This window comes from Arthrobacter sp. 24S4-2, from assembly GCF_005280255.1.
Classification (GTDB): domain Bacteria; phylum Actinomycetota; class Actinomycetes; order Actinomycetales; family Micrococcaceae; genus Arthrobacter.
In genome coordinates this window covers 4,663,595-4,689,642 of the sequence record NZ_CP040018.1, presented here as the reverse complement: position 1 = coordinate 4,689,642, position 26,048 = coordinate 4,663,595, and the positions used below count along the sequence as shown (strand labels likewise).

Below are 26,048 nucleotides of genomic sequence, written 5' to 3'. Positions count from 1 at the left end.
ATGACTTAAGCAATGCTACATCCCCCTCGAAAATCCAACATTGTCTAAAGCTGTGATCTGGCTCAATCTTTTCTCAGGACCTCATCGAAATCCGAGGCACGAGGAGAAGCGGGAAACACCATGAAGATTAAAGCGCAGTGGATGCGCGGCGGCACCATAGTCCAGCAGATCCAGAGGTGCTACTTCCGCTAAGAAAGACAGGAGACGTGGCGTTTCTGCAGGGGATGAACTAAAAAAGCAGGAGGATAAAGCATTGCTTAACGACGAAGCTCAGGAGTTATTCGACATGAGGCGCTTGGCCCTGCTGTTGGAGGTCGTGGAGCAGGGATCCATCACAGCCGCCGCCGAGCTGATGATGTACACGCCGTCTGCAGTCTCCCAGCAGCTGCGCAAGCTTGAACAGGAGGTCGGGCAGCCGCTGCTGAACCGCCGTTCCCGTGGGGTCGTGCCGACCGAGGCTGGTCAGGTGCTGGCTGGGCACGCCCGCAAGATTGTATGGCAGATGCAGGCAGCCCGGTCCGACCTGGGCCAGATTGCCGGCCTCAACCGGGGGTCCCTGACCGTGGGTACATTCCCAACATTGGCCGGTTCCTTCCTGCCCATCGTCATCCGGACCTTCAAGAAGCGCTACCCGGCCATCGGCCTCTCTTTGCGCAGCGCTCGCTTCGATGAACTTGTGGCGGATCTGCAGTCCGGGGTCACCGGGCTATGCCTGCTCTGGGACTACCCCTGGAATCCGTTCCGGGACGATTCCATCCGCGTAACAGAGGTCTTCCGCGAGAGCACCGTGATCCTGGTGGCCCGCAGCCACCCGCTCGCCGACCGGGAGCAGGTAAGCATGGCGGACCTACGCAACGAGTCGTGGATCGTGCGCGCCGAGGCCCACCCGGTGGTGGAGGTGCTGCAGCGTTCCGCCCACGACGCCGGGTTCGAACCGAAGATCGCCTTCCTGGCCAACGACTACCAGGAGGCCCAGGCCATGGTCAGCGTCGGAATGGGCGTGGCCATTGTCCCCAAGACCGCTGTGGCACTTCAGCATCCCGACGTGACGGTGCTGAGTCTGGGCTCCGCTGCCCCGCTGCGGCGGGTACTGCTGGCTCAGCGTGAGGACAAGGTCTACGCCCCGGCCGAGGTTGCCTTTCACTCCACCCTGCTGGAGATCGCCCGCGAACGAGCCAGTGACTACCTATAGATCCAAACGCCAAGTCGGCAGTGGGCTGCCTTCTCTGAAATTGGGGACTCGCCGAGTTTCCACCGGGTTAGCCGGCCTATCCATAACTTCGGGGCCCGATGTAATCGGGCCAGGTCGACTCTGCGCCCGTCCATGCCGCAGTAAATTGTGCGGCCAGCGGACCCCTCGTCCCAGAAGCCGCAGATAACCGTGGGTTTGACGTACTGCACGGGACCGGAAAAAGACAGAGACGGCGACGGGATACAGAAAGAACTGAGTACCACTCTTCTTAGCCAAGGCCGTACCGTCCAGTCACAAAGCGGAGCCTAAGAACAGCCGCCAGCCACAATGAGTGTTGACGACGGACAGTAGTCCGGAGAAGATACAAGGCCAGCGAAGTCGAACAGATCATCCTCGACAAGCACCAAACCCAGACCGAAGACACCCAGTAAAGTAGAACAAGTGCCGGGCGGCGTTTCCCCCAATACGCCGCCCGGCCACTCACCAGAAGAGGACCAGGAACCTTCCAAACGTCGGGCGGTCCGCCGCCCAGGGCGAACCACGGTGGCCACTCACCAGCGGCGGACCGCCGTTCATCGCGACACCCACGTATGACCACGAAAGCCGCGCCGCCAGGGAACAACGAAGTTCCGGGCCGGCTGCAGCATCACAAACAGTTCAGCCAAGCTGAACCCACAGGTTTCCTTTTGGGGCCTATGCCTTGAGCATATCGGCGTAGGCCCCGCGAAGGCCGTTGCGGGCACGCAGTATCAGCGCGGAAGCAGCGTTGGGAGTGATGCCCATCAGTGTTGCGATGTGGCGTGGTTTGTGCTGAAGCACGTCGGCGTACCAGAGGACCTTCTGCCACCGCTCGGGCAGGGATAGCAGCGCTGCGATGACGTGTTCGTAGGCGGCGTGGTCGAGGAGGTCCTCCTCATCACGTGGGTCGCGGGGGACGCAGTGGTCCAGATCGCCGGTTTCGACGGGCAGTTCCCGAGAGTTGCGCTTCCACCAACCGGCCGCCGTCGTTCGGACCGCGGTGTTTAGGTAAGCCAAGAAGTTCTCCGATGGGCCTGCGCCGTTGGTGATCGCTTGGATGGTCTTGGTGAAAGCCTCGTGAAAGACGTCTTCAGCGTCGTTCGTGTCCCGGACTATTGACCGGGCGAACGCCAAGGCGGCCTTCCGGTGCGCCTGATACAACAGGCCCGAGGCATCCATAGCGCCTGCCCGGACCGCCAAAATAAGGCACACATCTCGGCTTCGGTCGTCATCTCGGCATCTCACCGGCTCCGCTGAGGGATCCGGTATGCATTCAGGTATGAGCGTGTGCGGTGCCTGCGACTGCCGGACTGAGCCCATGGTCTTTGTTCCCATCCGGTGAAAACCCAAGGATGGAACCCCTGCTGATTCCACCCACTGAGAACCAGCCACGGCTAGTCCTTGCTGCTGAAGGCGGCGTCGAAGCTTGTCTGGGAGGCGGGGAAGTCGAACTTCTTCAGCGCTGCGAGGGCTTCGGGGGCGCCGTGGAGGCGGTCCATGCCGGCGTCTTCCCACTCGATGGAGATGGGGCCGTGGTAGCCGATCGCGGTCAGCGCCCGGAAGGAGGATTCCCAGGGGACGTCGCCGCGTCCGGCCGAGACGAAGTCCCAGCCGCGGCGTGGGTCGCCCCAGGGCAGGTGCGAGCCCATCACGGTGTTGCGGCCGGTGGGGCGGAGCTTGGTGTCCTTGCAGTCCACGTGGTAGATCCGGTCCTTGAAGTCCCAGATGAAGGAGACGGGGTCGATGCCCTGCCACATGAAGTGGGACGGGTCCCAGTTCAGCCCGAACGCCGGGCGGTGCCCGATTGCTTCGAGGGTGCGGACGGTGGTCCAGTAGTCGTAGGCGATTTCGGAGGGGTGGACCTCGTGGGCGAAGCGGACCCCGCATTCGTCGAAGACGTCCAGGATGGGGTTCCAGCGGTCCGCGAAGTCCTGATAGCCGGCCTCGATGACCTTCTCCGGGACCGGCGGGAACATCGCGACGTATTGCCAGATGGAGGAGCCGGTGAATCCGACGACGGTGTCGACGCCGAGGGCTTTGGCGAGCCGGGCGGTGTGCTTCATTTCCTCCGCGGCGCGCTGGCGGACGCCTTCGGGGTCGCCGTCGCCCCAGACCCGGGACCCGACGATGGCTTCGTGCCGGAAGTCGATGGGGTCATCGCAGACGGCCTGGCCCTTGAGGTGGTTGGAGATGGCCCAGACCTTCAGGTTGTACTTCTCCAGCACGGCGAGTTTGGACTCGACGTAGCCGGGCTCGTCCCAGCGCCAGGCGTCCAGGTGGTCCCCGGAGACGGCGATTTCGAGGCCGTCGTAGCCCCAGCCGGAGGCGAGGCGCGCGACTTCCTCGAAGGGCAGGTCGGCCCACTGGCCGGTGAACAGGGTATACGGGCGGGACATGTCAGGATCCTTCAACTGTGTCTAAAGACTTGTGGCCAACGGGGGTGAGCGTGCTCTTGCTTTTGGCTGATCCTTCGACGGCGGCCAGGACGCGCTGGACGTTGAGGCCTTCCTCGAACGACGGCAACGGCGCGGACCCGCTATCGACAGCCAGAAGGAAGTCCCGGATCTGGTGCGTGAAGGTGTGTTCCCAGCCGATCACATGGCCCTGCGGCCACCAGGCATCCATGTAGGGGTGTTCGGGTTCGTTGACGAGAATCCGGCGGAAGCCCTGCTCTCGAACCGGCAGGGTCGCGTCCAGGAACCTGAGTTCGTTCAGCGACTCCAGGTTGAAGGTCAACGCGCCGTCGGTGCCGTACATCTCTATCTGAAGGCTGTTCTTCTGGCCGGTCGCCACACGGGATGCTTCGACTGAGGCGCCGAAGTCTCCTGTGAGCCAGAAGGTTGCCCACGCGGCGTCATCCACGGTGACGTAAGTCACTGTTCCGCAAGGCGCGGCGGAAGATGCGCGCCGCCGTCGAATATTCCGCCGGGCCGGATGCGGCAGCGAGGTCGGCAAGGAGCGCCCGGCTCACGTGGTCGGTGCGTTCGCGGAGGCTAAGTTTCGCAAGCGATGCGCCGGCGTCAGCAACACCCGACCACGCGACGTTGGGGGCGGCGTCCGCCAGCACGCGGACCAGCGTGCCAACAGCGGCCTGGTCAATCAGTTCGTTCATGGCACCCATTCAGTCAGGCTACCGTCACGGCCGCCCGGCGCGTGCCGGAAGGGCCGCTGCCCGCATGGCCGCCGGCCCGGGCGTCCCGGCCCGGCGCAAGCCAAAATCGCGGAACAGGGATAATCTTCAGCGGAGACACATCTTTCACAATTGCTGAGGCGGAAGCGGCACGATGGCTGAAGATCGATCACGGAAATCGCCTCACTGGTGGCGGGTCTTCCACGACAAATTCGTGGTTGAAGAGCGTTACATGAGCGAGGCTTCGCGGAAGAATCTCTACCGGATCGCCGCGATTTTGATGGTCCTCGGCGCCGGCCTGTTCGTCCTTGCCCTGACGGGTGTCCTTGGAAGGGACGGCCTGGTCTTCATGGACGAGCCTGTCCGTTCCTGGTTGGTGGGCCAGCGGTCAGAGCCGCTCACCGCCGCCATGATTTTCCTGGCGATCGTTTTCGGGCCGGTGGCGCTGCCGATCATCGTCCTGGTGGTCACCGTGGTCTGGGGCATCGCCGCCAAGCACGCCTGGCGCCCTTTGCTGTTGGCCGGGGCAATGCTCACCGGCGTTGCGCTGGCGCAGATCATCGGACGGTCCGTGGGCAGGCAGCGCCCGCCCCTGGATCTGATGCTGTTCGGCCCGGATGTCACGTTCTCCTTCCCCTCCGGGCATGTGCTGGGTGCCTGTGATTTCCTCCTGGTCACCGCTTTCCTGGTGTTCTCGCGGCGGAAAAGCACGTGGCCCGCGGTGGCAGGATTCGCTGCTGCCGGCTTGGGGATTTTCCTGGCCTCCATCAGCCGGCTTTATCTCGGCTACCACTGGGTCAGTGACGCGCTGGCATCGCTGTTCATTTCCTTTGTGGTCCTGGGTGCTGTCATCGCACTGGACACCTGGCGCACCGCCCGGGTTCCGGGCGAACAGATCACCGGGGAACTGTCCAAGGCGGACACCGTCGAAAGCTGATGGCCATGGTCACTGAAATGGACGTCCGCCGCATCTGCCTGGCCCTGCCGGGAGTCACAGAGAGGCCCAGCTGGAACCGGCCCGCATGGTTCGCCCGGACGCTCATGGCCCGGATCTGGGAGGACGGGGTCCTCACCCTGAAAACCGGTGAGCGGGAAGCCCTGGCCGGAACTGACCCGCATACCTTCTTCTGGACTCCCCACCACGAGCGGTCGCCGCAGTTGGTGCTGGTTCGGCTGGACCGGGTCGACGTGAAGGAACTCGGAGAGCTGCTGGAGGAGTCCTACCTGATCGCCGGCGGGAGCAAGTAACCCCCGCTCAGGCCCCTGAACGCGCCCGGGCCCTTTTCAGGTCGATCCGGAGCTTGGCGTTTGCCGCTTCGAGTTCCAGCACCTTGGCCACCCCGGCCAGGTTGAGCCCCTCGTCCAGCAGTTCGCCGATGCGCTTTAGTACTGCGAGGTCCGAATCGCTGTACTGCCGGGTTCCTCCCGACGTACGGTCCGGAGTGAGCAGGCCACGCCGCTCGTAGAGCCTGATGTTCTGTTGGCCCGTGCCTAGCAGTTGGGCCACTACGGAGATGGCGTACACGCCGGTCTCTGCTCCGTGTGCTGGCATGTTCCTCCTTGGAATTCCTGGTGCGTTTCCCTTGCCACAGTTTCTCACTAGTGCTATAAAAAATCTATATCCGCCACGACAGGTAATCGCTGGCGGGTAGCCCTGGAAACAACAACACCAAATGCTGAAGGAGTTGGAAATGATGTTAATGCGCACGGACCCGTTCCGTGAACTGGACAGGCTGACCCAGCAGGTATTTGGAACCGCGGCCCGTCCGGCGGCCATGCCGATAGATGCGTGGCAGGAAGACGGGGAGTTCGTCGTCGCGTTTGATTTGCCGGGCGTCGACGTCGACTCCGTTGACCTCAGTATTGAGAAGAACGTGCTGACGGTACGGGCCGAGCGGCGCGATGCCACGCAACCCAATGTGGAGTTGGTGGTCGGCGAGCGGCCCCGCGGTGTGTTTAGCCGGCAACTCATCCTCGGTGACACGCTGGAGACTGACAAGATCAAGGCAAGCTACGACGCCGGTGTCCTGACGCTCCGAATCCCGGTCGCCGCCCAGGCACAGCCCCGCAAGATCGAAATCGAAAGCAAACAGGGCAGGATGCACGAAATCAGCACTTAGCCGGCAACGGAGGCCCTGGGCGTTTGCCGTTGACGAACGGCAAGCGCCCCGCGCACGCACCAGGGACCAAGGACATGCGACGCCAGCCGGACTATTACGCGGTGCTGAAGGTGGCCCGGACGGCCACCCGACAGGAAATTTCGCGTGCCTACCGGGCCCTCATGCGGATCCACCATCCCGACGTCCCGGGCGGTTCCGGCAGCGCCGCTGCCGGCGACGGCACGGACAGCGGCGGAGCGGACAGCCTGCCGGAAATCATGGAGGCCTTTGCGGTGCTTCGGGATCCGATGACCCGTGCCGAATACGACAGAACGCTGTCCGCCCCGAACACCTACCGCAGCGGGGCCCGCAGTGTTCCGGTGCGCCGAGTCCAAAGCGAACAGCCTCCCCTGCTTCGGGTTAGACCTGTCCGTTGGGAACGGGGGCCCTGGGCGGGGACCTGACACTTAGCGGGCACCAGGCGGGGGCCCACGTTGGGCCGGTCAATGGGCCGGGCCCGGATAACAAAAGCCGGATAACAAAAGAAGGAGCAGTCCATGAGCGCATGGCGCCGGTATGATTCCCATCTGATTCCCGCGTTCCACGAACGCTTTGAACAACGTTGGGGTATGGGCACCGCACCATTCCTCGACCCCGAAGCCCACGAGGAGCCGCTCCCGCGGGCCCAGTGGATCCACCCCGAAACAGGCGCGGCGCTGGCCGTAGTCCCAATCTGGACACCTGATGACAGCCAGCACCGGTCCTTCGGTGTCTTTTACCTCCCTCCCTCCGGGGACATCTGGGTGTTGCGGCCGGGCTTCACCGGATACCTTGAAGCCTCCGCGGACGACTCCGAGCACCTGGTCACGCTCCGCAATGATGCCTTCAAGAAAGCCTTGGGGCACGCCAAGGAATTTCTCTTCGGCGCAGACGAGGCGGTCCACTAAAATCAATCCACCACCCGGTAACTACATAAGGTGTCAAGCCGATGAACTTCTCCGCCAAAGACATGGCCGCCATGGTCCCGCCGTCCTTCACCATGGGGGTCGCAACCGCCGCCTTCCAAATTGAGGGTGCGCTGGACGAGGATGGCCGTGGACCATCCGGCTGGGACGTTTTCGTTAAGAAGCCGGGGGCGATTGTGGAGAACCACAGCCCCGCAGTGGCCTGCGATCACTACCACCGCATGCCCGAAGACGTTGCCCTGATGAAGGAACTGGGGATCGACTCCTACCGGTTCTCACTGTCCTGGTCCCGGATCCAGCCGGGCGGCAAGGGCCCGGTCAACAGGGCGGGGCTCGATTTCTACGACAGACTGCTGGACCAGTTGCTCGCCAGTGGTATTTCGCCGATGGTGACCCTCTACCATTGGGACACGCCGCTTCCCCTGGACGAGGCCGGCGGCTGGATGAACCGGGACACGGCCTACCGGCTAGGTGAGTTTGCCGCGATTGCGGCCGCGGCCTATGGAGACAGGGTGGCCCGCTGGGTGACGGTCAACGAACCCGCCACAGTGACCACCAACGGCTACGCGCTTGGCCTTCATGCACCGGGCGAATCGCAGCTCCTTCAGGCCCTACCCACCGTCCATCACCAACTGCTTGGCCACGGCCTGGCCATGCAGGCGCTGCGAGCAGCGAAAGTCCACGGCGAAATCGGCATGACAAATGTGTACTCACCTATGGTTCCCGCTTCGGGCAACCCATTGGACAAGCTGAGCTCGGGCCTCATGGACATCTTCCAGAACAGGCTGTTCGCCGACCCGGTCCTGCTCGGAAAGTACCCGGACGTCATCCGGGCTGCCACGTTCTTCACCCCGTTCAGCCCCTCAGACGAAGACATGGAACTGATCTCGCGGCCAGTGGACTTCTATGGCTTGAATTACTACATGCCAACCCGTGTCGCCGCCGGCCCTGGAGAGGGAGCTGTACCTACAGGCATGGCAGAGGCTATGGGTGACGATCTCAGCGGAACCGCGCCGGGTGCTCCTTTCCACATCACCGCGTTCCCTGATTCAGAAACAACCGCCTACGGCTGGCCGATCAGGCCTGATTACATGCAAGTGGCACTCGCGGAAATGGCCGAGCGCTACCCCGACCTTCCACCCGTATTCATTACCGAGGGCGGGGCAAGCTTTGAGGACACAGTTGTCCGTGACGTGGCCGGGGGCCGGACCATCGTTCCGGACGAACGTCGCCTGCGTTATCTCGCCGAACATATTTCCAGCGCCCTGATGGCCACGGCCCCCGGCGGTCCTGCGGAATCGGTTGATTTGCGCGGTTATTACGTGTGGTCCCTGCTGGACAACTTTGAGTGGTCAGCCGGCTACAAGCAGCCGTTCGGCCTCCTGCATGTCGACTTCGACACTCTGGACCGGACGCCCAAAGCATCCTATTACTGGCTCCAGGAGCTGCAGGCAGAGCGGAGGAGGGCCGCCGCGGTGGCCGCCGCCACGACGGAAGAATCCGACGCCGGCTCCGTCCCCGCCCAGCCGGCTCAACCGCCCGCGGCTGAAGGGGAACCGGAGCCGGTGGCCTGACCCGGTGCCTCACACACGCGGGGCCGGCGGACGCCCGGCAGCCGCACGCGGGGCCGGCGGGGAGAGTGTCTTGGGTCAGACGATCTTCAGGTCGACAAGGCCCTTCGAGATGCCGGCGCCGTCGGGGGAGTAGATCCACGGGACCGCCGAGGCGCTGTGATCCCCGGATTCCGAGTGGCCGCCGGCCAGCACAGATTCGCCTACCGAGAGCTGGCGGATGGCGATTGCGGCCACCCGGTCGCCGTGGTCACGTGCGAACCTGGAATAGATCTGTTCGTCGTGCTGGCCGTTGTCCCCGATCAGCAGCCACCGGACGTCCGGGAATTCCCGGGCAAGCCGGTCCAGGTTTCCGTTCTTGTGCTCCTGGCCGCTGCGGAACCAGCGGTCCTGCGTGAGCCCCCAGTCCGTCAGGAGCAGCGGACCCGCGGGATACATGTTGCGGCTGAGGAACCGAGCCAGCGTCGGGGCGGCATTCCACGGCCCGGTGGACAGGTAGATCACCGGGGCGTCGGGGTGCTCCACTACCAGCCGGTCCATCAGAACCGGCATGCCGGGAGTGGCCATCCGGGCGCGCTCGCTCAGCACAAACGTGTTCCAGAGAGCCAGGAAGGGCCGGGGGAGGGCGGTGACCATCACCGTGTCGTCAATGTCGGAGACGATGCCAAACTTGGTGTCAGGTCCGATCACCAGGATGTTGGCCAGCACCGCTTCGGTGCCTTCGGCGCGCAGCGTTGCCGTGTGCCAGCCGGGGGAGAGCGAAACGTTGACCACCGTGTCCACCAAGCCGCCGCGGTCCGCATTGACGCGCGTGGTGACGCCCTCGATTTCGATCTCCACCTCGGTGAACTGCAGGGGCACACTGGTGAACGCCCTCCAGCCACGGACGTTCTGGGTACCGTTCCTGGCGGCGTGCTCAGCCCGGCTGCCCGGTTTTGTCTTGCTGGTCAGGACCACACGGCCAAGGATCCGCACCCACGAAGTGGAGCCGTAGCCTTGGTAGGCAACGGTCTGCGCAGCAAAATTCCAGCGCCGGGCCAGCTGGATGCGGACGTTGTTGGCCGTATCCGAGACCTTGTGTGCCAGCCGAAGTGCGTGACTTCCCGGCAACGGTGATTCCTGCGACGCCAATTCCATGCCTCCACTCTGCCACAACGGGGCTGTGCGGCACCGGGGTTCTGTAACAACAGCAGGTGGCCGCGCGGTGAAGTCAGCAACCGGAATCCGCGACTCAAAGTCCGCAGGGAAGTCAGCCGTCCCCGAGCAGCCACCGCAAGGTGTCGGCGTTGCGCACGGCGTTACCGCCGCCGTCGTTGTTGAAATAGACGAACACATCCTTACCCGACCCCTGCCATTCCCGGATGCGGTCAGCCCACCAGCGGAGGTCCTCCTCTGAATAGGAACCGCCGTAGAGGTACTGGTGGTCCGGCCCGTGCAACCGGACATAGACGAACGGGGCCGTGGCCCGCAGGATGCACGGCAGGTTGGCGCCGCTCATGATGCAGTAGGCCGCCTGGTGCCGTTCGAGCAGGGCGTAAACGTCAGGGTGGTCCCAGCTGGGGTGACGGAACTCCACGGCCACCCTGATCCACGGCGGCAGCGCCCCAAGGAAGTAAGCGAGGCGGGCATCGTCCCGGCCAAAATCCGGCGGGAGCTGGACCAGCAGCACGGCACGTTTGTCGCCCAGTTCATGCCAGCACCGGATGATCCGATCCACCCAGACCTCGGGGCCATAGAGCTTCTTCCCGTGGGTCAGGCCGCGCGGTGCCTTGACCGACATGGCGAACCCTTCGGGAAGGCGGCGGCGCCAACTCGCGAACGAAGCCTCCCGGGGCCAGCGGTAGAAGCTCGCGTTGAGTTCCACCGTGCTGAAGCGTGCCGTGTAGTGCGCCAGCCGGTCACGCGCCGGAAGGCCCGGCGGGTACAGCACGCCCTCCCAGTGGTCGTAGCTCCAGCCGGAGGTGCCGATGCGAATCCCCACAGGTCCCCTGCCGTCAGTCGGCGGAGGCGGAGGCGGGGGCGGATACGGGCGGGCGGAGCTTTTCGCAATTCCGTGGCAGCATGCCTTGGATAGTAGTCGCCTCAGACCGGGTGTGGCACTGTAAGTCCCATGGCACGCATCGAGGATTACGCGATGGTGGGCGACCTGCACACAGCGGCGCTCATCAGCACCGAAGGTTCCATCGACTGGCTGTGCCTTCCGCGGTTTGATTCGCCGGCGTGCTTCAACGCGCTGCTGGACACCCCGAAGGCTGGCCGGTGGCTGTTGGCGCCCGCTGGCGCCGGAGACTGCACACGACGCCACTACCGCAAGGGCACGCTCATTCTGGAAACCGAATGGGAAACGCCCGGCGGCAAGGTGAAGGTCATCGACTTCATGCCGCCGCGTGACGAGGTGGCTGACATCGTACGGATAGTGGTCGGCGTCCGTGGAACAGTCAGGATGCGCGGCGAACTGGCGCTGCGGTTCGATTACGGCCACATCGTGCCCTGGGTCCGGCACGACGACTACGGCATCCACGCCATCGCCGGGCCGGATGCCGCCTACCTGGTCACTGATGTACCCCTGCGCGGCGAACGTATGCAGACGGTCAGTGACTTCACCGTCCGGGCGGGGGACAGGATCCCGTTCGTGCTGACATGGACGCCCAGCCATCTCCGCCGCCCGCGGTCCCTCGACCCGGAGGCGGTCCTCGAATCGACCGAGACGTTTTGGCGGGAATGGTCTGCGAAATGCAAGATCACCGGCCCGTACAGGGAAGCCATCCAGCGGTCGCTGATCACGCTCAAGGCGCTGACCTATGCCCCACCGGGGGAATTGTGGCGGCGGTGACCACGTCCCTGCCCGAACAGCTGGGCGGACCCCGCAACTGGGATTACCGCTACTGCTGGCTTCGCGATGCCACGCTCACTCTGCAGGCACTGCTCGCCGCCGGTTATACGGGCGAGGCCGCGTCCTGGCGGGACTGGCTGCTGAGGGCGGTGGCCGGGGACCCGGCGGACCTTCAGATCATGTATGGCATCCACGGGGAGCGCCGGCTGCCGGAGATGGAGCTCCCGTGGCTGGAGGGCTACGAGCAGTCCGCCCCGGTGCGGATCGGAAACGGCGCCGCCGGGCAGCTCCAACTGGATGTGTGGGGCGAAGTACTGGACTGCCTTGCCCTGACCCGCAACTCCCTGCTGAAGCACACCGACGAGGCCTGGGACGTCCAGGTTGCCCTGATGGAACACCTGGAGGGCGCCTGGCAGGGTCCGGACAACAGCCTGTGGGAAATGCGCGGCCCGCGCCGCCACTTCACGCATTCGAAAGTGATGGCATGGGTCGCGGCGGACCGCATGGTCAAGGGCGTCCGCGACTTCGGACTGGTTGGCCCCGCCGACCGTTGGGAGGAAATGCGGGACACCATCCGTGCCGACATCATGGCGAACGGGTTCGACGCAGAACGCAACACCTTCGTGCAGGCCTATGGGCGTCCGGAGCTCGACGCGAGCCTGCTGCTTATCCCGCGCGTCGGGTTCCTGCCGCCGGACGATCCCAAGGTGGTGGGTACGATTGACGCGATTCAGCGGGAGCTCACCCACGACGGCTTCCTGCTCCGGTACCGGCCGGCCGAGGTCGACGACGGGCTGCCGGGGGACGAGGGCGTGTTTCTTGCCTGCTCCTTCTGGCTGGTGCAGGCCCTTATCGGAGTGGGCCGGCGCCATGAGGCGAAGGAACTGTTCGAAAGACTGCTGGCACTGCGCAACGACGTGGGCCTGCTCAGCGAGGAATGGGGCGTGGAAAGCGGCCGCCAACTCGGGAACACGCCGCAGGCATTTAGCCACTTCGCGATGGTCATGAGTGCACTGGAGCTGCACGCGGACGGCGTGCATCGCAGCGATGCACCTGTCCACGGCACCTGAACCGTCGGCCAGGCACCGGAGGGCCGCGGCGGTCACATTTCGTTCAGCTGGGGGCAACGCGGTGCTGCGTGGTTCCATGGTCACGGAACCTAGTTGGAACAGGCACGAAGGAGTGTGGACCGGTGAAATTTGCGCGTCTCGGAGATCCAGGCAAGGAACAGCCGGCCGTCCAGCACGGCGGCCCGGAAGGCGACGGGAAGTGGTATTCCCTCGCCGGCGTCACATCCGACATTGACGGCACGTTCCTGGAAACCGGGGGTGTGGAGCAGGCCCGTGAGGCGCTCGCCGCCGGGACGCTGCCCGAGATTACTGGCGCCGGCGCCCTTCGCCTGGGCGCCCCGCTGGCCCGCCCGGGCGCGGTGGTGGGCATCGGCCTCAACTACGCCGGCCACGCGGCCGAGTCCGGCGCCGCAATTCCGGACGTCCCGGTGGTTTTCCTCAAACCCGCCAATACCGTGGCTGGCCCGTTCGACGACGCGCCCATCCCGCCGCTTTCCCGAAAGTACGACTGGGAAGTTGAGTTGGCCGTTGTCATCGGACGGCGCGCCTCTTACCTGGGGTCGGTGGACGAGGCGGCGGACGCAATCGCCGGCTATGTGCTGGCCAACGACCTTTCCGAGCGCGACTACCAGCTGCCTGGCGCGGCGGGGCAGTGGGTGAAGGGGAAATCCCTCCCGGCCTCCACGCCCCTGGGCCCGTGGTTCGTGCCCGCCGCAGACCTGGATGCCTCGGCCCTGCGCCTGCGGACCTGGGTGAACGGCGAGCCCCGCCAGGACTCCTCCACGGCGGACCTCATCTTCGACGTCCCTGAAATCGTCCATCACTTGAGCCAGTTCATGGTGCTGGAAGCCGGCGATGTGATCCTGACCGGCACCCCCGAAGGCGTGGCCCTCTCCGGGCGCTTTCCTTACCTCCGGGATGGCGATGTGCTGGAACTTGAAGCCGAAGGGCTTGGCCGCCAGCGCCAGGTCTTGCGGCAGGCAGCCGGATCCTGACGCCCGTCCGCAGGCCTGAGTGATTTGGGCTTGTCAGTCGCTCGGGACTTCCGTAAAGCGTATAGGTAAGTATACTTACTAATACCTCATATTGGGGTGACAAACGGAGGAGTTGCAATGGCTGGACATTTCGAGCTGGTTGATGCCCCGATGGCGGCTACCGCGTCAAGCTCATCGACGGAGCCGGAAACCTGATGGCCATCTCGGTGACATTTCCGACCAAACGGGCAGCCGCCGCCGGCGTGGTCAAAGCACGGGAGATCGCAGGAACCGGGCTGATCCGGGACCTGAGCGTCAGCCAGGACTCCGAGCCCCTCAAACAGCCGCCGGTCCGCCAGCACATCAAATCGCCGAAAAACATCGGCGTACTTGGCTCCGGCCGGCCCACGGGGGTCACCGGGCAAAAACGGGCGCGCACGCATCACTGACGGCACGAAACACTGACGGCAAGCATCACTGACAGCAAAGGCGGCCATGCCGACTAACGGATCCCGCGGCAGGCGAAAACTCGGCGTGCTTTTCGATGTCGACGGAACCCTGGTGGATTCCTCCTACCTCCACACAGTGGCGTGGTGGCAGGCGTTCCGGCAGGCCGGGCTGGATATCCCCATGGCGTCCATCCACCGTTCGGTGGGTATGGGCGGGGACAAGTTGCTGAACCGACTGCTTCCGCCGGGCCGCGACACATCGCGGGATGCATCCATCATGGCCGCCCATGGCGCGGTGTTTTCCACCTTCTGGCCGGCGTTGCGTGCCTTTGACGGGGCGCGGGACCTCCTGGCCCAGTGCTATGAAAGCGGCTTCGCCGTCGCGCTGGCATCCTCAGCCCGCGAGCAGGACCTTCAGGCGCTGCGTTCCACGTTGCGCGCCGATTCGTTTATCCATGCCGCCACCAGCGCCAACGATGCCAAGAGAAGCAAGCCGGATCCGGACATCCTGGAGGCCGCCCTGGACGCTACCGGGCTGCAGGCCGGGGATGTGGTGTACGTGGGCGATGCCGTGTGGGACGTCTACGCCGCGGCCAGGCTGGGAATTCCCACGATCGGACTGACCTGTGGCGGCACCGGCGCGGCAGAGCTGCTGGAGGCCGGAGCTGTGGAGATCCGTGAAAGTCCGCGGGATCTCCTGACAAACCTGCGCGACAGCGCGATAGGCAAACTCGCCACGAGGCCCTAGCCTTTAGTCCCGTGGGAACTTCTTCCAGGCTTTTCGGAATTCGGCCTCGGACCGGTGCGCCAGGACTTCCTCCCGGGCGTGCAGCCGGCCGTACGTGAAGCCGCTCTCGCCGCTGCGGAAGGCCCGGGTGCCAAGATCAGCCAGCAGGTTTCGGGCCACCACGCTGTCCTGGTGGAGGCCAAGGATCTTCTGCAGATTGTGGGCGTGCGTGGCCATCGTGGCGGCTTTCTTCCCCGCCACCGGCGCGGCAGCCTCGGCGGCGTACCGGAGCCGTTTAGCAGCCTTACGGACCTCGTGAAGGCCCGCGTCGTGCGCCGAACCCTGGTGGCCCGCCGAACCCTGGTGGCCCGGGCCGGCTGCGGGGCTGCCGCCGTTGGAGTGTTCCGTCAGGTCGCAGACCTTGCGCCGGACCCTCGCGGCGTCCTTGGCCACGAGCTTCAGCATGGTCTTGCGGGCGCTACGAGCGGCCTTTGCGGGTAGCGGAACGGCCGTCACCAGCTCCTCAAGGCGGGCGACGAGGCTGGCATAGCGGGCGCCGTCGAGGGCCTCAAGAACGGCGCGGTGGCCGGCTGCGGAGGCGGAATCGAGTTCCTTGCCGATCTGCTGTGCAGCCGGGCCAAAGACCAAGGCATCCGGCTCGCTGGCAAGCAGATCCCGGAGCCGGTCGTGGATAACCTCGGGATCCCTCGCTGAGCCAAGCACCTCGGAGAGCCACCTCAGTTCCGCCCGCACGTCGGTGACAGCGCCGTCGTCGAGGAGCTTCTTCCCGGTGGCCAGCACAGACCGCAGCCGGCGGGCGCACATCCGCATCTGATGAACAGAGTCCGGTATTTCCTGCCGCACCAGTGGTTCCTGGTTCTTGAGCTCTTTAAGCTCTTGTGCCAGATAGTTTGTCAGAACCTCGCCGGCTGCGGTGGGCATGCTTCACTCTACGTCCCGACCCGTCCCACAAGAAGAGCCGCTCCGGCGAAAGGGTGGCTCCATGGATTCATTGGGGGATGATGACCGGCGGCCCGCCCGTACCACCCGGACCGCGGGGATTGCGATGCCGCTCGCTGCCTTGGCTCTCCTGACCGCGGGTGCTCTCCTCGCCATTGCGGGTGCACTCCTCGCCGTCACAGGAAGGGGCCAGGAGTCGTTCGGCTGGGTCGCCCATGCGCCGCTGTCCTCACAGGCTCTTGTTTCGGGTGGCCTCTTCTTCCTCAGCGCCCAGACCAAGGCAGGCTTCATGCTGGCCGGCGCCGGGTTGCTGGTGCTTACTTTCCGGACCGGCTACATCCTGGGCCGCCGGCGGTCCTAGCAGCTGGCGTTGAGCGCCTCCTCCACCACGCCGGCCATCTCGTCCACGATGCCGTTGTCGGCGAAGCCGAACGGTGCCGGAGGGTAGGAGAGCGACGCCGATGCCTGGCGCGTACCGTCGGCGCTGGACATCGAAATGGTTCCGTAGCCCACAGTGTCACCGGCATGGCCGTAGTAGAAATTGTTGGTGCAGGTATCGTTCCAGCGCTGGATGCCCAGGCCGTACCGGGCGTAAAGCGGGCTCTGCATTTCCGCGACCATGGCAGCGGGGATCAGCCGGCCCTGCAGAAGCGCCGCATAGAACGTGTTCAGGTCACCGACCGTTGACACGAGGCCGCCGGCGGCCGAGCCGGAGTGGAGCGCGGGATAGGTCACGTCCAGGCGCTCGCCGAAGATGGTGATGTAGGCGTGGACCACGGACACCGGGGGCGGACCGGGTGCAGCAAGCCACGTTGCCTCCAGCCCGAGCGGCTCCACGATATCGGAGCGCAGCACCTCGGCGATGGGCCTGCCGCGAAGGTGTTCCACCACCATGCCCAGAGCCACATAATTCGAATTCGAGTATTCAAACCCCTGGGCCAGCTTCCCCTCCCAGCGCCGGGTCGCGGCCAGGGCGAGCAGCTCGCGGTCGCTCCTGCTCGTCGCCAGCACCTCCTTCAGGCTGCCTTGCTGAAGCAGCGGGATGATGTAGTCCGGCATCCCTGACCGGTGCTGCAGGAGCTGTCGGATCGTGACCGGTCCGGGCGGATGCATGATGCTGTCGAAGTCCGGCACGTGCTTGCTCACGGGGTCCTCCAGCCCCAGCTTTCCTTCCGCCGCCAGCTTCAGGACGGACACTGCCACGAAACTGTTCGTCACGCTCCCTACATGCAGGGGATCGCGGATGTCGACGGGCTCCTGGCCCTCCAGGCGCCGGACGCCGGAAGCCCGGGACCACTCCTCGCCCCGCACTTTGGCCTGCATCAGGACGGCGGGGGCGCCGTCGTCGAGCATCCTGTTCCCGAACCCTTCCAGCGCCTCTGACAGGCGGGCAAGGGACGTGAGCTGCTCCGGGGGATCCGGGGCCGCGGTGCAGCCGCCCGTTAAAGCCGCGAGCGCCACCGCCGTGGCTGCGGCCACGAGCCGGAACGGCAGGGTGCGAATCCAAGCCACGAAATTCATGTTCCTCAGCCCGTCCGGACGCGTCAAGGGCCGGCGGATCCGGCCACGGCATCAGCCCCATTCGCCGGAAACGCGCGAAATCGCCGGAAGCGCCGCGGCGAATTGGCAGGCTTCCGGCGATCTCGGCGTTGCTCCGTGCGGGTGGAACCAGCTGGGACTACGTCAGGCGGATCTGGCGGTTGACATCCTTGTACAGCAGGTAGCGGAACTGGCCCGGGCCGCCGGCGTAGCAGGCCTGCGGGCAGAAGGCGCGCAGCCACATGAAGTCGCCTGCCTCCACCTCCACCCAGTCGTTGTTGAGCAGGTACATGGCCTTGCCCTCCAGGACGTACAGGCCGTGTTCCATGACGTGGGTTTCCGGGAACGGGATCACACCGCCCGGCTGGAACGTCACGATGTTCACGTGCATGTCGTGCGCCAGGTCGTTGGGGTCCGCAAAGCGCGTGGTCTTCCAGACGCCGTCGGTATCGGGCATCGCGCCGGCTTCGACTTCCGCGTCACTGGTGACGAAGGACTTGGCCGCGTAACCCTCGAGCCGCTCGTAGGCCTTGCGGATCCAGTGGAAGGAAACGATTTCGTCCGAGACGTTTTCCAGTCCCCAGGTGGAACCGGCAGCCAGGTAGGCGTAGCCGCCCTCCTCAAGCTGGTGCAGTTCGCCGTCGAGGGTCAGGTTGACCTTGCCCTTGGTGACGAAGACAACGCCTTCAACGCCTGCCTCGAACTCGGCCTTGGGAGCACCGCCGCCCGGGCCGATCTCAACGATCAGCTGGGAGAACGTGGTGGCAAAGCCGGAGATCGGCCGGGCAATGATCCAGGACCGCGTGTTGGAGAACCCAGGCAGGTTGCTGGTCACGATGTCGGTCATGACGCCCTTGGGGATGACCGTGTAGGCCTCCGTGACAATGGCCCGCTCCGTGGTGAGGTGGGTCTGCGGCGGCAGGCCGCCCTGGGGGTAGTAGTACTTGCCCATCGTGGGATCCTTACTTCGAAGTGGAGTGTGCCAGCCGCGGGTGCGCAAGGCCGGTCAGTTGGGGGATTCCGACGCCGGCAAGCGCCTGGACGTCTTCGGCGCCCACGGCGCCGCACTGGACGCCGCGCAGCACGAATGCGGCCAGCGCCCGGGCGGTGGCGGGTTCGTCCATGACCCCGCCCTCGGTGCGTTCCACGTAGTTGCGCAGCCGGGCCGCCGCGGCAGGCAGCCCCTGGCGGTAGAACGCGTAGGTGGCCGCGAAACGGCTGGGCAGCTGGGCCGGATGCAGGTCCCAGCCCTGGTAGAAGCCGCGTTCCAAGGAACGCCGCACCAGCCGGCCGTGCAGGCGCCACGCGTTCTCCACGTTGTCGCCCACCGGGATGATGTTGGTGGAACCGTCCGACAAGCGGATGCCGGTCCCGGCCACCGCCAGCTGCATGACTTCCTTGGCGAAGTCGGCCACGGGGTGCTCCATGGACTGGTACTCCGCCGAGATCTGCAGCGAGGCGGAGTAGTCGTACGTGCCGTAGTGCAGCCCGCTGATCCTGCCCGGGACGGTGTGCGGAAGCTGTGCCACCGGCGACGTGCCTTCCGGGCCGAGGATGAGCTGCGGCGTCTCCACCTGCACCTCGAACCGCAGCCGGCCCGCCGGAAGGGAGTGGACTTCCTCCAGCCGCGAGACGGCGAAGTCCATGGCCTGGACCTGCGCCACGGTGGTGACCTTGGGCAGCGTGAGGATCAGGCCCTTGGGCAGTTCGCCGGCCGCGGCCAGGCCCGAGACGAACAGGTCCAGCGTGCGAAGGCCGCGGGCGCGGGTGGCCGCCTCGAAGCACTTGAAGCGGATGCCGATAAACGGCGGGGCGCTGCCGGCCGCAGCGGCGGCGGCCACGGCGGAAGCCGCAGCAACAGCGGCGGCGTCCTCGGCGTCGTCGCCCCTGTCCCCGAACCCGTCCTCGAAGTCCAGGCGCAGGTCCTCGATGGGTTCGCGTTCCAGCTTCGCCTGGACACGGGACGCGACTGCCTCGGCGAGATCCGCGTCCTGGCCCAGCAGGTGGCCCAGGCGATCCAGGCCGCCGTGGGCGTCCGCCACCGCCAGCGCCTGGGTGCCCCAGTCAGAAGCTAACGACGGCGCGAAACGGTCAGCCGGTACATACACGGTATGCACGGGCTGGCGGGAGCCGTCGTCGCCCGGATAGTTGCGCTCCAGGAGCTGGTCCGTGGCGGCCAGCCGCGCGTCGATCTGCGCCAGATCGTTTGGGGTGAGTGATCCGGAGGGTGCTGCCATGCCTCAGCCCACCAGTTCGTAAGCCGGGGTGGTGAGGAAGTCCGTGTAGTCCTCCGACAGGCAGATGTCAGCGATCAGGTCGCTGGCGGGGAGATAGTACTTGGCGAATGCTTCCTCTCCCACCTCGCCGCGGAGCTTCGCGGTTTCCTCGGCAAGGATGGTGCTGACCAGTTCGCGCGTGACGGTGTTGCCGGTGTCAGCCAGGACCACTCCGTTGCGGATCTGCTGCCAGACCTGCGAACGGGAGATCTCGGCCGTGGCGGCGTCTTCCATCAGGTTGTGGATGGCCACCGCGCCGTTGCCCGAGATCCACACAGCCGTATACGCGACGGCGACGTAGAGATTCAGGCGCAGCCCGGCCTCCGTGACCGTGCCGTCGGCGGAGGCGATGTCCAGCAGCTGGTCCGCGGTGACGCTGACCTCGGGACGCTGCTTGTCCAGTTGGTTGGGGCGCTCGCCCAGGACCGAATCGAACACTTCCTGGCACACAGGCACCAGGTCCGGGTGGGCCACCCAGGAGCCGTCAAAGCCGTCGTTGGCCTCGCGCGTCTTGTCTGCGCGGACCTTCTCGAACGCCTGGGCGGTGACCTCGGGCTCGCGGCGGTTGGGGATGACGGCGGCCATGCCGCCCATGGCAAAGGCGCCGCGGTAATGGCACGTCTTGACCAGCAGCTCCGTGTAGGCGCGCATGAACGGCGCCGTCATGGCCACTGTGGCACGGTCCGGAAGCACAAAGTCCGCTCCGGCGTCGCGGAAGTACTTGATGATGCTGAACAGGTAGTCCCAGCGTCCGGCGTTGAGCCCGGCGGCGTGGTCGCGGAGTTCGTACAGGATTTCGTCCATCTCGAATGCCGCAGGGATGGTTTCGATCAGCACGGTGGCCTTGATGCTGCCCTGCGGGATGCCCAGGAAGTCCTGCGCGAAGACGAACACTTCGTTCCAGAGGCGCGCCTCGAGGTGGCTCTCCATCTTGGGCAGGTAGTAGTACGGGCCCTGGCCGTTGAGGAGAAGCTGCTTGGCGGTGTGGAAGAAGTGCAGGCCGAAGTCCACCAGCGCGCCCACGGTGTGTTCGCCGTCGAGCAGGAGGTGGCGTTCGTCCATGTGCCAGCCACGGGGCCGTGCCACGACGACGGCGAGCGGCGCATCCGTGCGGAGCCGGTATTCCTTGCCCTCGGGCGAGGTGTAGCTCAGGGTTCCGGTGGCAGCGTCGCGCAGGTTCAGGATCGCGTCGATGACGTTGGCCCAGGTGGGCGTGCTGGCATCCTCGAGGTCGGCCAGCCACACCTTGGCGCCGGAGTTGAGGGCGTTGATGGCCATCTTGGCCGGCGACGCGGGGCCGGTCATTTCCACGCGGCGGTCCTGCAGCGCGGCAGGCGCCGGCGCAACCTTCCAGTCGCCCTCGCGGACATCCTTGGTTTCCGGCAGGAAATCAAGCTTTCCGGTCCGGGCTACCTGCTCGCGCTTGGCCACGCGGGCTTTGAGGAGTTCGGCGCGGGTGCCCGCAAACCGCTTGTGGAGTTCCTCGACGAAGGCCAGGGCCTTCGGGGTGAGGATTTCCTCTGCTCGTGCAATCGGCTGCGGGTCTGTGACTGAGAGAGCCATTGTCCGGGTCCTTTCTAGGCTGCGAATCAGGCGTTGGCGGGTTCTAGGTTTGCGGCTGCGGCGGCTGACGGAGCTGCGGCGGTTTTGGATGCGTTCGCATGCGCCGCATTTGCCACGGCGCTTGCCACGTCGGCGGCAACGTGCGGGTCGAAGACACTGGGGATGATGTAGCTGGCGTTGAGTTCATCGTCCGCCACGCGGTTGGCAATCGCCTCCGCTGCGGCAACCAGCATGTCCGGTGTGATGTCCGAGGCGCCGGCATCCAGCAGCCCGCGGAAGAATCCCGGGAAGGCCAGTACGTTGTTGATCTGGTTGGGGAAGTCGCTGCGCCCCGTAGCCACCACTGCCGCATGCTTTGACGCTACCACCGGGTCGATTTCCGGTGTGGGGTTGGCCATGGCGAATACGATCGCCTTCTGTGCCATTGCGGCCACCTGCTCCTCGCCGATCACGTGCGGGGCGCTGACGCCGATGAACACGTCCGCCCCCACGAGTGCCTCATGCAGGGTCCCGGAGAAGCCTTCCTCGTTGGTGTTGGCCGCGATCCAGCTGCGGTGTTGGTCGCCGTATTCCGCGCCGGAGTGGATGGCGCCTGAGCGGCCGGCGGCGATGATGTGCTGCGCACCCTGGGCCTTGAGGAGCTGGATGATGGCCGAGCCTGCGGCGCCGACTCCGGAGACGACGATCCTGACCTCATCCAGTTTCTTGCCGACGACGCGCAGGGCGTTGACCAGGGCAGCCAGGGTGACGATTGCCGTGCCGTGCTGGTCGTCGTGGAAGACCGGGATATCCAGTTCCTCGCGGAGGCGGTTTTCGATCTCAAAGCAGCGCGGGGCGGCGATGTCCTCGAGGTTCACCCCGCCATAAACAGGGGCGAGCGCCTTGACGATCTTAATGATTTCCTCGGTGTCCTGGGTATCCAGGCAGACCGGCCATGCATCCACGTTAGCGAACTGCTTGAAGAGGGCGGCTTTGCCTTCCATGACGGGGAGTGCGGCGGCCGGACCGATGTTGCCCAGGCCCAGGACGGCGGAGCCGTCGGTGACGACGGCGATTGTGTTGCGCTTGACCGTGAGGTTGCGGGCCGCTGAGGGGTCCTCCGCGATGGCCAGGCAGACCCGGGCGACGCCTGGGGTGTAGGCGCGGGAAAGGTCGTCGCGGTTGCGGAGGGCAACCTTCGGAACGACCTCGAGCTTGCCGCCGAGGTGCATCAGGAAGGTGCGGTCGGAAACGTGCTGGACCGTGACGCCGTCGAGCGCGTTCAGGGCGTCCTTGACGCGGGCGGCGTGTTCGTCGTCGGTGGTGTTGCAGGTGACGTCCACAACCAGGGTCTCGTGGTGGGACTCGGTGACGTCCAGGGCGGTGATGGCTGCGCCGGCAGCTCCGACGGCGGCGGCCAGCTCGCTCGTCGCGGTAAAGCTGGACGGTGCTTCTACGCGCAGGGTGATCGAATTTCCGGGGCTCGGGTTCGCCATTGAATGTTTCTCCTGGTCGGGGCCCGGATGCGTGCGCACCAGGGCTTACTGTTCAATCAAATGTTTTCGTATTATGGATATTATTATCTACTTGGTGGAAACACAAGCCCCTGCCGCGCATCGACGATAGCTGAACCGTGCTGTATCTTGGGTCTTCTAAGCAATTTTTTTCACGATGTGGATAAGAGTTGTCGGAACCGATACCGCAGGAGACCACGGTTATGGCTGAAAAAGCCCCGGGAGGCGTGCAGTCCGTTGAGCGCGTCTTCGAACTTTTGGAACTGATCACTGACGCCGGCGGAGACGTCACGCTCAGCGAGCTGTCTTCCTCCACCGATCTGCCGCTCCCCACCATCCACCGGCTGCTGCGCACCCTGGTCACCCTGGGCTACATCCGCCAGCTGCCGAACCGGCGGTATGCACTCGGTCCGCGGCTCATCCGGCTTGGCGAAGGCGCCAGCAAGCAGCTCGGTGCACTGGCCCGGCCGCAGCTCAAGTCCCTCGTGGACCGGCTGGGGGAGACAGCCAACATGGGTGTCCTGGATTCCGACATGGTGATCTATGTGGCCCAGGTCCCGTCGCTGCACTCGATGCGGATGTTCACCGAGGTGGGCAAACGCGGCTACATGCACGCCACGGGCATGGGCAAGGCGATCCTCGCCCAGCTGGACGATGATACGGTCCGCGGGATTGTGGGACGCCAGGGGATGCCGACGCCCACCCCGAAGAGCATCGGCGACGTCGATTCCCTGCTCCTGGACCTGAAGCTGATCCGCGAACGCGGCTACTCCATCGACGAGGAGGAGCAGGAGATCGGCGTCCGCTGCTTCGCGATGGCGGTCCCGAATGCGCCGACGCCCACGGCCATCTCGGTGTCCGGGCCGGTGTCCCGCGTGGACCAGTCGTTCGCCGAACGCGCCGTGCCGCTGCTGCGCGAAGCAGCCCAGGCGATCTCGGACGAGCTCAACCAGGCATAGGCACGTCGCTCCCTCTCCGCCTCCCGCCGCCGTCGGGCGCGAACGGACACTTGCGGCCCTTGAAGAGGCCTATCTTCAGTCCGTTGACCGAGCGTGGCTGCGGGCGTACGATCAGGCCCATCTCATTGGATTCGGACCCATCGGGGGCTATCATGGCGCAATTCATGGATGTTCACCACAACATGGTCGGTATCACAGCGGAGCAACTCCAGGCTGCGCACAACGCCGACCTGGAGATCCAAGGTGACGAACAAGTTGATTTCAAACAGGCATGGGCGGACCCGGAATCCGGCGTCGTCTATTGCCTCTCCGAGGCTCCTTCTGCGGATGCCGTCAAACGTATTCACGAACGGACAGGGCACCCCGCCGACGAGATCCACCCCGTGCCGCTTGTCGTTTGATCCCGGATACAAGAACGGTCCCGGCGCCTTTGGCGCCGGGACTGTTCTTGTTGTCGGCCCAGGTGGGCCGTAGGCAGGCCGCAACTGTCAGTTCGCGCTTGTGTGCCGGCGCGTGGCTGGCCGGGTGGATGGGCGCCTTAGTGGTCAGACTTCGACGCCGACTCCACCGGGACTTCCTTGCCGTCACAGTCGATCAGCTTGCCGCCTTCGAAGCGGTCGCCGTCGGCCAGGCACTTGAGGTCCTCTTCCTGGACCACGCGGCCCGTGCCTGCCACAAAGACCGACTGGTTCTCCGAGTTTCCGGCCTTGAGGTGGTTGAAGAGCAGGTTCAGCAGGATGGCCATGACTGCCGCCGAGCTGATGCCCGAGTGGAAGATGGTGCCGAACCAGGACGGGAACTTATCGTAGAACGCCGGTGCAGCGATCGGGATCATGCCGAAGCCGATGGACGCGGCCACGATGATCAGGTTCATGTTGTTCTTGTACTCCACTTTGGCAAGCGTCCGGATGCCGCTTGCGGCAACAGTTCCAAAGAGTACGACGCCGGCGCCGCCCAGGACGGGAGTCGGCACCGCTGCGACCACCCGGCCAAGAACCGGCAGAAGGCCCAGGATCACCAGGATCAGGCCGCCGGCGCTGACCACGAAGCGGCTCTTGACACCGGTGATGGCTACCAGGCCCACGTTCTGGGCGAAGGCGCTCTGGGTGAAGGAGTTGAACAGCGGCGAGATGGCGCTGGAGAGCATGTCCGCCCGCAGTCCGTCGCCGATGCGCTTGGAGTCAACCTTGGTGCCCACGATCTCGCCGACTGCGATGATGTCAGCGGACGTCTCTGTGAGCGTCACCAGGATGACGATCAGCATGGAGATGATCGCAGCGATTTCGAACGTGGGCGGACCGAACGCGAACGGTGTGGGGAACGCCACGATTTCGCCCTGGCCCACCTTGGAGAAGTCGGCCATGCCGAAGACGAAGGCAATGGCGGTTCCCAGGATCATGGCCAGCAGGATGGAAAGCCGCGAGATGGCCGCGTTGCCCACCTTGCTCAGCAGCAGGACGATCGCCATGGTGGCCGCGGCCAGGCCGATATTGGCCATGCTTCCGTAGTTGGGCGCCTTGCTGTTGCCGCCCATGGCCCAGTTGGCCGCGACCGGCATCAGCGTCAGGCCGATGGTGGTGATCACCGTGCCCGTGACCACCGGCGGGAAGAAACGGATGATCTTGGAGAACAGCGGGGTGATGAGCAGGCCGATCAAGGAAGCCGCGATGACGGACCCAAAGACCGCCTGGATGCCGCCGCCGCCGTGGACGATCGCCACCATCGTGGAGACGCCTGCAAAGGAGACACCCTGGACCAGCGGGAGCTGGGATCCAAAGAACCGGATGCCGACAGTCTGCAGAATCGTGGCAAGGCCGCCGACGAAGAGGCAGGCGGCGATCAGGAGGCCGATGTCCTGCGAGGACATGCCGGCGGCGGCGCCGATGATCAGCGGCGGCGCGATGATGCCGCCGTACATGGTGAGGACGTGCTGGAAGCCGTAGGCGAACGTGCTTCCGATAGGCAGCCGCTGGTCCTCCGGGCGGTCGGACTGTTTGCGGCTTGTGCCGGCCACTGCAGCGGCCGATTTCTTCTTAGTGTTCATGGCAGACTTTCTTGGTGTTCATGGCAGACGACTTTGTCTGGCTAACGTTGTCTGGCTAACAGCTTGGAACTTGGGCGGGCGGCCCTTTGATCTGGCCGCCTGCGGATCGGCCCGTTCATGTTTCGGGCGGCGTGGTGTCCGCGCCCGTAGCGCTTTTCCGTGTGGGAACAGAGACTCCGGGCGCGG

The 26,048-nt window shown here is 65.2% G+C and carries 25 protein-coding genes and 3 pseudogenes; 14 read left to right on the top strand and 14 right to left on the bottom strand.

All coding sequences use genetic code 11. The annotated features are described in order from the left end of the window. The first annotated feature begins 286 nt into the window (after nt 1-286). Complete coding sequence (locus FCN77_RS21740) at nt 287-1,192, top strand: LysR family transcriptional regulator (RefSeq protein ID WP_254678681.1); 906 nt, start codon at nt 287-289, stop codon at nt 1,190-1,192. A gap of 693 nt (nt 1,193-1,885) precedes the next feature. Here FCN77_RS21740 and FCN77_RS21735 read toward each other — a convergent pair. From FCN77_RS21735 to FCN77_RS21720, 4 genes and pseudogenes are all read right to left on the bottom strand, one after another. Then, nucleotides 1,886-2,389, bottom strand: a complete 504-nt coding sequence (locus tag FCN77_RS21735) for an RNA polymerase sigma factor (protein WP_175417351.1) — start codon at nt 2,387-2,389, stop codon at nt 1,886-1,888. 215 nt (nt 2,390-2,604) lie between these two features. Beyond that, the gene (locus tag FCN77_RS21730; RefSeq protein ID WP_137323941.1) at nt 2,605-3,606 is read right to left on the bottom strand and encodes a sugar phosphate isomerase/epimerase; all 1,002 of its coding nucleotides are present in this window, start codon (nt 3,604-3,606) and stop codon (nt 2,605-2,607) included. Between the two features lies 1 nt (nt 3,607). Then, nucleotides 3,608-4,078 (bottom strand): annotated as a pseudogene (locus FCN77_RS21725) (Gfo/Idh/MocA family oxidoreductase); the annotation flags it as partial. After that, complete coding sequence (locus FCN77_RS21720) at nt 4,065-4,331, bottom strand: hypothetical protein (protein WP_217496177.1); 267 nt, start codon at nt 4,329-4,331, stop codon at nt 4,065-4,067. The pseudogene FCN77_RS21725 and the gene FCN77_RS21720, both read right to left, overlap by 14 nt. A gap of 163 nt (nt 4,332-4,494) precedes the next feature. Here FCN77_RS21720 and FCN77_RS21715 point away from each other — a divergent pair, with 163 nt between their 5' ends. Together FCN77_RS21715 and FCN77_RS21710 are read left to right on the top strand one after the other, a co-directional pair. Next, entirely contained in the window at nt 4,495-5,277 is a 783-nt protein-coding gene (locus FCN77_RS21715) for a phosphatase PAP2 family protein (RefSeq protein WP_137323940.1), read from the top strand. A gap of 5 nt (nt 5,278-5,282) precedes the next feature. After that, nucleotides 5,283-5,588, top strand: coding sequence for an MmcQ/YjbR family DNA-binding protein (locus tag FCN77_RS21710; RefSeq protein ID WP_137323939.1), 306 nt, complete (start codon nt 5,283-5,285; stop codon nt 5,586-5,588). 7 nt (nt 5,589-5,595) lie between these two features. Here FCN77_RS21710 and FCN77_RS21705 read toward each other — a convergent pair whose 3' ends face one another. After that, the gene (locus FCN77_RS21705; protein WP_137323938.1) at nt 5,596-5,892 is read right to left on the bottom strand and encodes a MerR family transcriptional regulator; all 297 of its coding nucleotides are present in this window, start codon (nt 5,890-5,892) and stop codon (nt 5,596-5,598) included. Nucleotides 5,893-6,034: 142 nt separating this feature from the next. Between FCN77_RS21705 and FCN77_RS21700 the strand changes: the two genes are divergently transcribed. From FCN77_RS21700 to FCN77_RS21685, 4 genes are all read left to right on the top strand, one after another. Continuing rightward, entirely contained in the window at nt 6,035-6,460 is a 426-nt protein-coding gene (locus FCN77_RS21700) for an Hsp20/alpha crystallin family protein (protein WP_137324905.1), read from the top strand. A 74-nt stretch (nt 6,461-6,534) separates the two neighbouring features. Then, nucleotides 6,535-6,903 carry a J domain-containing protein gene (locus FCN77_RS21695; RefSeq protein WP_137323937.1) on the top strand — a complete coding sequence of 123 codons (369 nt, stop codon included), beginning with the start codon at nt 6,535-6,537 and terminating at the stop codon, nt 6,901-6,903. Between the two features lie 93 nt (nt 6,904-6,996). Continuing rightward, the gene (locus FCN77_RS21690) at nt 6,997-7,386 is read left to right on the top strand and encodes a hypothetical protein (protein ID WP_137323936.1); all 390 of its coding nucleotides are present in this window, start codon (nt 6,997-6,999) and stop codon (nt 7,384-7,386) included. A gap of 41 nt (nt 7,387-7,427) precedes the next feature. Continuing rightward, nucleotides 7,428-8,978 (top strand): GH1 family beta-glucosidase, encoded by a 1,551-nt coding sequence (locus tag FCN77_RS21685; protein ID WP_137323935.1) that lies wholly within the window; start codon nt 7,428-7,430, stop codon nt 8,976-8,978. A gap of 75 nt (nt 8,979-9,053) precedes the next feature. Here the strand turns inward: FCN77_RS21685 and FCN77_RS21680 are convergent, their stop codons facing one another. Both FCN77_RS21680 and FCN77_RS21675 read right to left on the bottom strand, forming a co-directional pair. Then, nucleotides 9,054-10,112 (bottom strand): App1 family protein, encoded by a 1,059-nt coding sequence (locus FCN77_RS21680; protein WP_137323934.1) that lies wholly within the window; start codon nt 10,110-10,112, stop codon nt 9,054-9,056. Between the two features lie 112 nt (nt 10,113-10,224). After that, nucleotides 10,225-10,956, bottom strand: a complete 732-nt coding sequence (locus FCN77_RS21675; protein ID WP_137323933.1) for a DUF72 domain-containing protein — start codon at nt 10,954-10,956, stop codon at nt 10,225-10,227. A gap of 129 nt (nt 10,957-11,085) precedes the next feature. On the opposite strand from FCN77_RS21675, the pseudogene FCN77_RS21670 reads away from it, so the two are divergent. From FCN77_RS21670 to FCN77_RS21655, 4 genes and pseudogenes are all read left to right on the top strand, one after another. Then, nucleotides 11,086-12,878: pseudogene (locus tag FCN77_RS21670) on the top strand (glycoside hydrolase family 15 protein). 122 nt (nt 12,879-13,000) lie between these two features. Continuing rightward, a complete protein-coding gene (locus FCN77_RS21665) occupies nt 13,001-13,873 on the top strand; it encodes a fumarylacetoacetate hydrolase family protein (protein WP_137323932.1) in 873 nt (290 codons plus the stop codon). Between the two features lie 117 nt (nt 13,874-13,990). After that, nucleotides 13,991-14,301: pseudogene (locus tag FCN77_RS21660) on the top strand (hypothetical protein). Between the two features lie 46 nt (nt 14,302-14,347). Further along, a complete protein-coding gene (locus FCN77_RS21655) occupies nt 14,348-15,049 on the top strand; it encodes an HAD family hydrolase (RefSeq protein ID WP_137323931.1) in 702 nt (233 codons plus the stop codon). Between the two features lie 3 nt (nt 15,050-15,052). On the opposite strand, the gene FCN77_RS21650 is transcribed toward FCN77_RS21655, so the two are convergent. Next, nucleotides 15,053-15,970: a CHAD domain-containing protein gene (locus FCN77_RS21650; protein WP_137323930.1), complete on the bottom strand. Its 918-nt coding sequence runs from the start codon at nt 15,968-15,970 to the stop codon at nt 15,053-15,055. Between the two features lie 61 nt (nt 15,971-16,031). On the opposite strand from FCN77_RS21650, the gene FCN77_RS21645 reads away from it, so the two are divergent. Next, on the top strand, nt 16,032-16,349 hold the full coding sequence (locus FCN77_RS21645; protein WP_137323929.1) for a hypothetical protein: 318 nt from the start codon (nt 16,032-16,034) through the stop codon (nt 16,347-16,349). Here FCN77_RS21645 and FCN77_RS21640 read toward each other — a convergent pair. From FCN77_RS21640 to FCN77_RS21620, 5 genes are all read right to left on the bottom strand, one after another. Further along, on the bottom strand, nt 16,346-17,509 hold the full coding sequence (locus FCN77_RS21640; protein ID WP_254678680.1) for a serine hydrolase: 1,164 nt from the start codon (nt 17,507-17,509) through the stop codon (nt 16,346-16,348). The genes FCN77_RS21645 and FCN77_RS21640 overlap by 4 nt on opposite strands. A gap of 157 nt (nt 17,510-17,666) precedes the next feature. Beyond that, nucleotides 17,667-18,479: a bifunctional allantoicase/(S)-ureidoglycine aminohydrolase gene (locus FCN77_RS21635; RefSeq protein ID WP_137323927.1), complete on the bottom strand. Its 813-nt coding sequence runs from the start codon at nt 18,477-18,479 to the stop codon at nt 17,667-17,669. 10 nt (nt 18,480-18,489) lie between these two features. Then, nucleotides 18,490-19,764, bottom strand: a complete 1,275-nt coding sequence (locus tag FCN77_RS21630) for an aldolase (RefSeq protein WP_137323926.1) — start codon at nt 19,762-19,764, stop codon at nt 18,490-18,492. Nucleotides 19,765-19,767: 3 nt separating this feature from the next. Continuing rightward, on the bottom strand, nt 19,768-21,366 hold the full coding sequence (aceB, locus tag FCN77_RS21625; RefSeq protein WP_137323925.1) for a malate synthase A: 1,599 nt from the start codon (nt 21,364-21,366) through the stop codon (nt 19,768-19,770). A gap of 26 nt (nt 21,367-21,392) precedes the next feature. Beyond that, complete coding sequence (locus FCN77_RS21620; protein WP_137323924.1) at nt 21,393-22,841, bottom strand: NAD-dependent malic enzyme; 1,449 nt, start codon at nt 22,839-22,841, stop codon at nt 21,393-21,395. A 221-nt stretch (nt 22,842-23,062) separates the two neighbouring features. On the opposite strand from FCN77_RS21620, the gene FCN77_RS21615 reads away from it, so the two are divergent. Together FCN77_RS21615 and FCN77_RS21610 are read left to right on the top strand one after the other, a co-directional pair. After that, nucleotides 23,063-23,818, top strand: coding sequence for an IclR family transcriptional regulator (locus tag FCN77_RS21615; protein WP_137323923.1), 756 nt, complete (start codon nt 23,063-23,065; stop codon nt 23,816-23,818). A 152-nt stretch (nt 23,819-23,970) separates the two neighbouring features. Beyond that, the gene (locus FCN77_RS21610; protein ID WP_137323922.1) at nt 23,971-24,219 is read left to right on the top strand and encodes an SCO4226 family nickel-binding protein; all 249 of its coding nucleotides are present in this window, start codon (nt 23,971-23,973) and stop codon (nt 24,217-24,219) included. A gap of 137 nt (nt 24,220-24,356) precedes the next feature. On the opposite strand, the gene FCN77_RS21605 is transcribed toward FCN77_RS21610, so the two are convergent. After that, complete coding sequence (locus tag FCN77_RS21605) at nt 24,357-25,862, bottom strand: nucleobase:cation symporter-2 family protein (protein ID WP_137323921.1); 1,506 nt, start codon at nt 25,860-25,862, stop codon at nt 24,357-24,359. Nucleotides 25,863-26,048 lie beyond the last annotated feature (186 nt).

Bases quoted from the DNA above. Each gene is read 5' to 3' on its own strand.
- FCN77_RS21610 (WP_137323922.1), top strand. From the start codon at position 23,971: ATGGCGCAATTCATGGATGTTCACCACAACATGGTCGGTATCACAGCG.
- FCN77_RS21705 (WP_137323938.1), bottom strand. From the start codon at position 5,892: ATGCCAGCACACGGAGCAGAGACCGGCGTGTACGCCATCTCCGTAGTG.
- FCN77_RS21615 (WP_137323923.1), top strand. From the start codon at position 23,063: ATGGCTGAAAAAGCCCCGGGAGGCGTGCAGTCCGTTGAGCGCGTCTTC.
- FCN77_RS21630 (WP_137323926.1), bottom strand. From the start codon at position 19,764: ATGGCAGCACCCTCCGGATCACTCACCCCAAACGATCTGGCGCAGATC.
- FCN77_RS21690 (WP_137323936.1), top strand. From the start codon at position 6,997: ATGAGCGCATGGCGCCGGTATGATTCCCATCTGATTCCCGCGTTCCAC.
- FCN77_RS21740 (WP_254678681.1), top strand. From the start codon at position 287: ATGAGGCGCTTGGCCCTGCTGTTGGAGGTCGTGGAGCAGGGATCCATC.
- FCN77_RS21685 (WP_137323935.1), top strand. From the start codon at position 7,428: ATGAACTTCTCCGCCAAAGACATGGCCGCCATGGTCCCGCCGTCCTTC.
- FCN77_RS21655 (WP_137323931.1), top strand. From the start codon at position 14,348: ATGCCGACTAACGGATCCCGCGGCAGGCGAAAACTCGGCGTGCTTTTC.
- FCN77_RS21645 (WP_137323929.1), top strand. From the start codon at position 16,032: ATGGATTCATTGGGGGATGATGACCGGCGGCCCGCCCGTACCACCCGG.
- FCN77_RS21650 (WP_137323930.1), bottom strand. From the start codon at position 15,970: ATGCCCACCGCAGCCGGCGAGGTTCTGACAAACTATCTGGCACAAGAG.
- FCN77_RS21730 (WP_137323941.1), bottom strand. From the start codon at position 3,606: ATGTCCCGCCCGTATACCCTGTTCACCGGCCAGTGGGCCGACCTGCCC.
- FCN77_RS21605 (WP_137323921.1), bottom strand. From the start codon at position 25,862: ATGAACACTAAGAAGAAATCGGCCGCTGCAGTGGCCGGCACAAGCCGC.
- FCN77_RS21720 (WP_217496177.1), bottom strand. From the start codon at position 4,331: ATGGGTGCCATGAACGAACTGATTGACCAGGCCGCTGTTGGCACGCTG.
- FCN77_RS21735 (WP_175417351.1), bottom strand. From the start codon at position 2,389: ATGGATGCCTCGGGCCTGTTGTATCAGGCGCACCGGAAGGCCGCCTTG.
- FCN77_RS21695 (WP_137323937.1), top strand. From the start codon at position 6,535: ATGCGACGCCAGCCGGACTATTACGCGGTGCTGAAGGTGGCCCGGACG.
- FCN77_RS21680 (WP_137323934.1), bottom strand. From the start codon at position 10,112: ATGGAATTGGCGTCGCAGGAATCACCGTTGCCGGGAAGTCACGCACTT.
- FCN77_RS21635 (WP_137323927.1), bottom strand. From the start codon at position 18,479: ATGGGCAAGTACTACTACCCCCAGGGCGGCCTGCCGCCGCAGACCCAC.
- FCN77_RS21700 (WP_137324905.1), top strand. From the start codon at position 6,035: ATGTTAATGCGCACGGACCCGTTCCGTGAACTGGACAGGCTGACCCAG.
- FCN77_RS21710 (WP_137323939.1), top strand. From the start codon at position 5,283: ATGGTCACTGAAATGGACGTCCGCCGCATCTGCCTGGCCCTGCCGGGA.
- FCN77_RS21640 (WP_254678680.1), bottom strand. From the start codon at position 17,509: ATGAATTTCGTGGCTTGGATTCGCACCCTGCCGTTCCGGCTCGTGGCC.
- aceB (WP_137323925.1), bottom strand. From the start codon at position 21,366: ATGGCTCTCTCAGTCACAGACCCGCAGCCGATTGCACGAGCAGAGGAA.
- FCN77_RS21620 (WP_137323924.1), bottom strand. From the start codon at position 22,841: ATGGCGAACCCGAGCCCCGGAAATTCGATCACCCTGCGCGTAGAAGCA.
- FCN77_RS21715 (WP_137323940.1), top strand. From the start codon at position 4,495: ATGGCTGAAGATCGATCACGGAAATCGCCTCACTGGTGGCGGGTCTTC.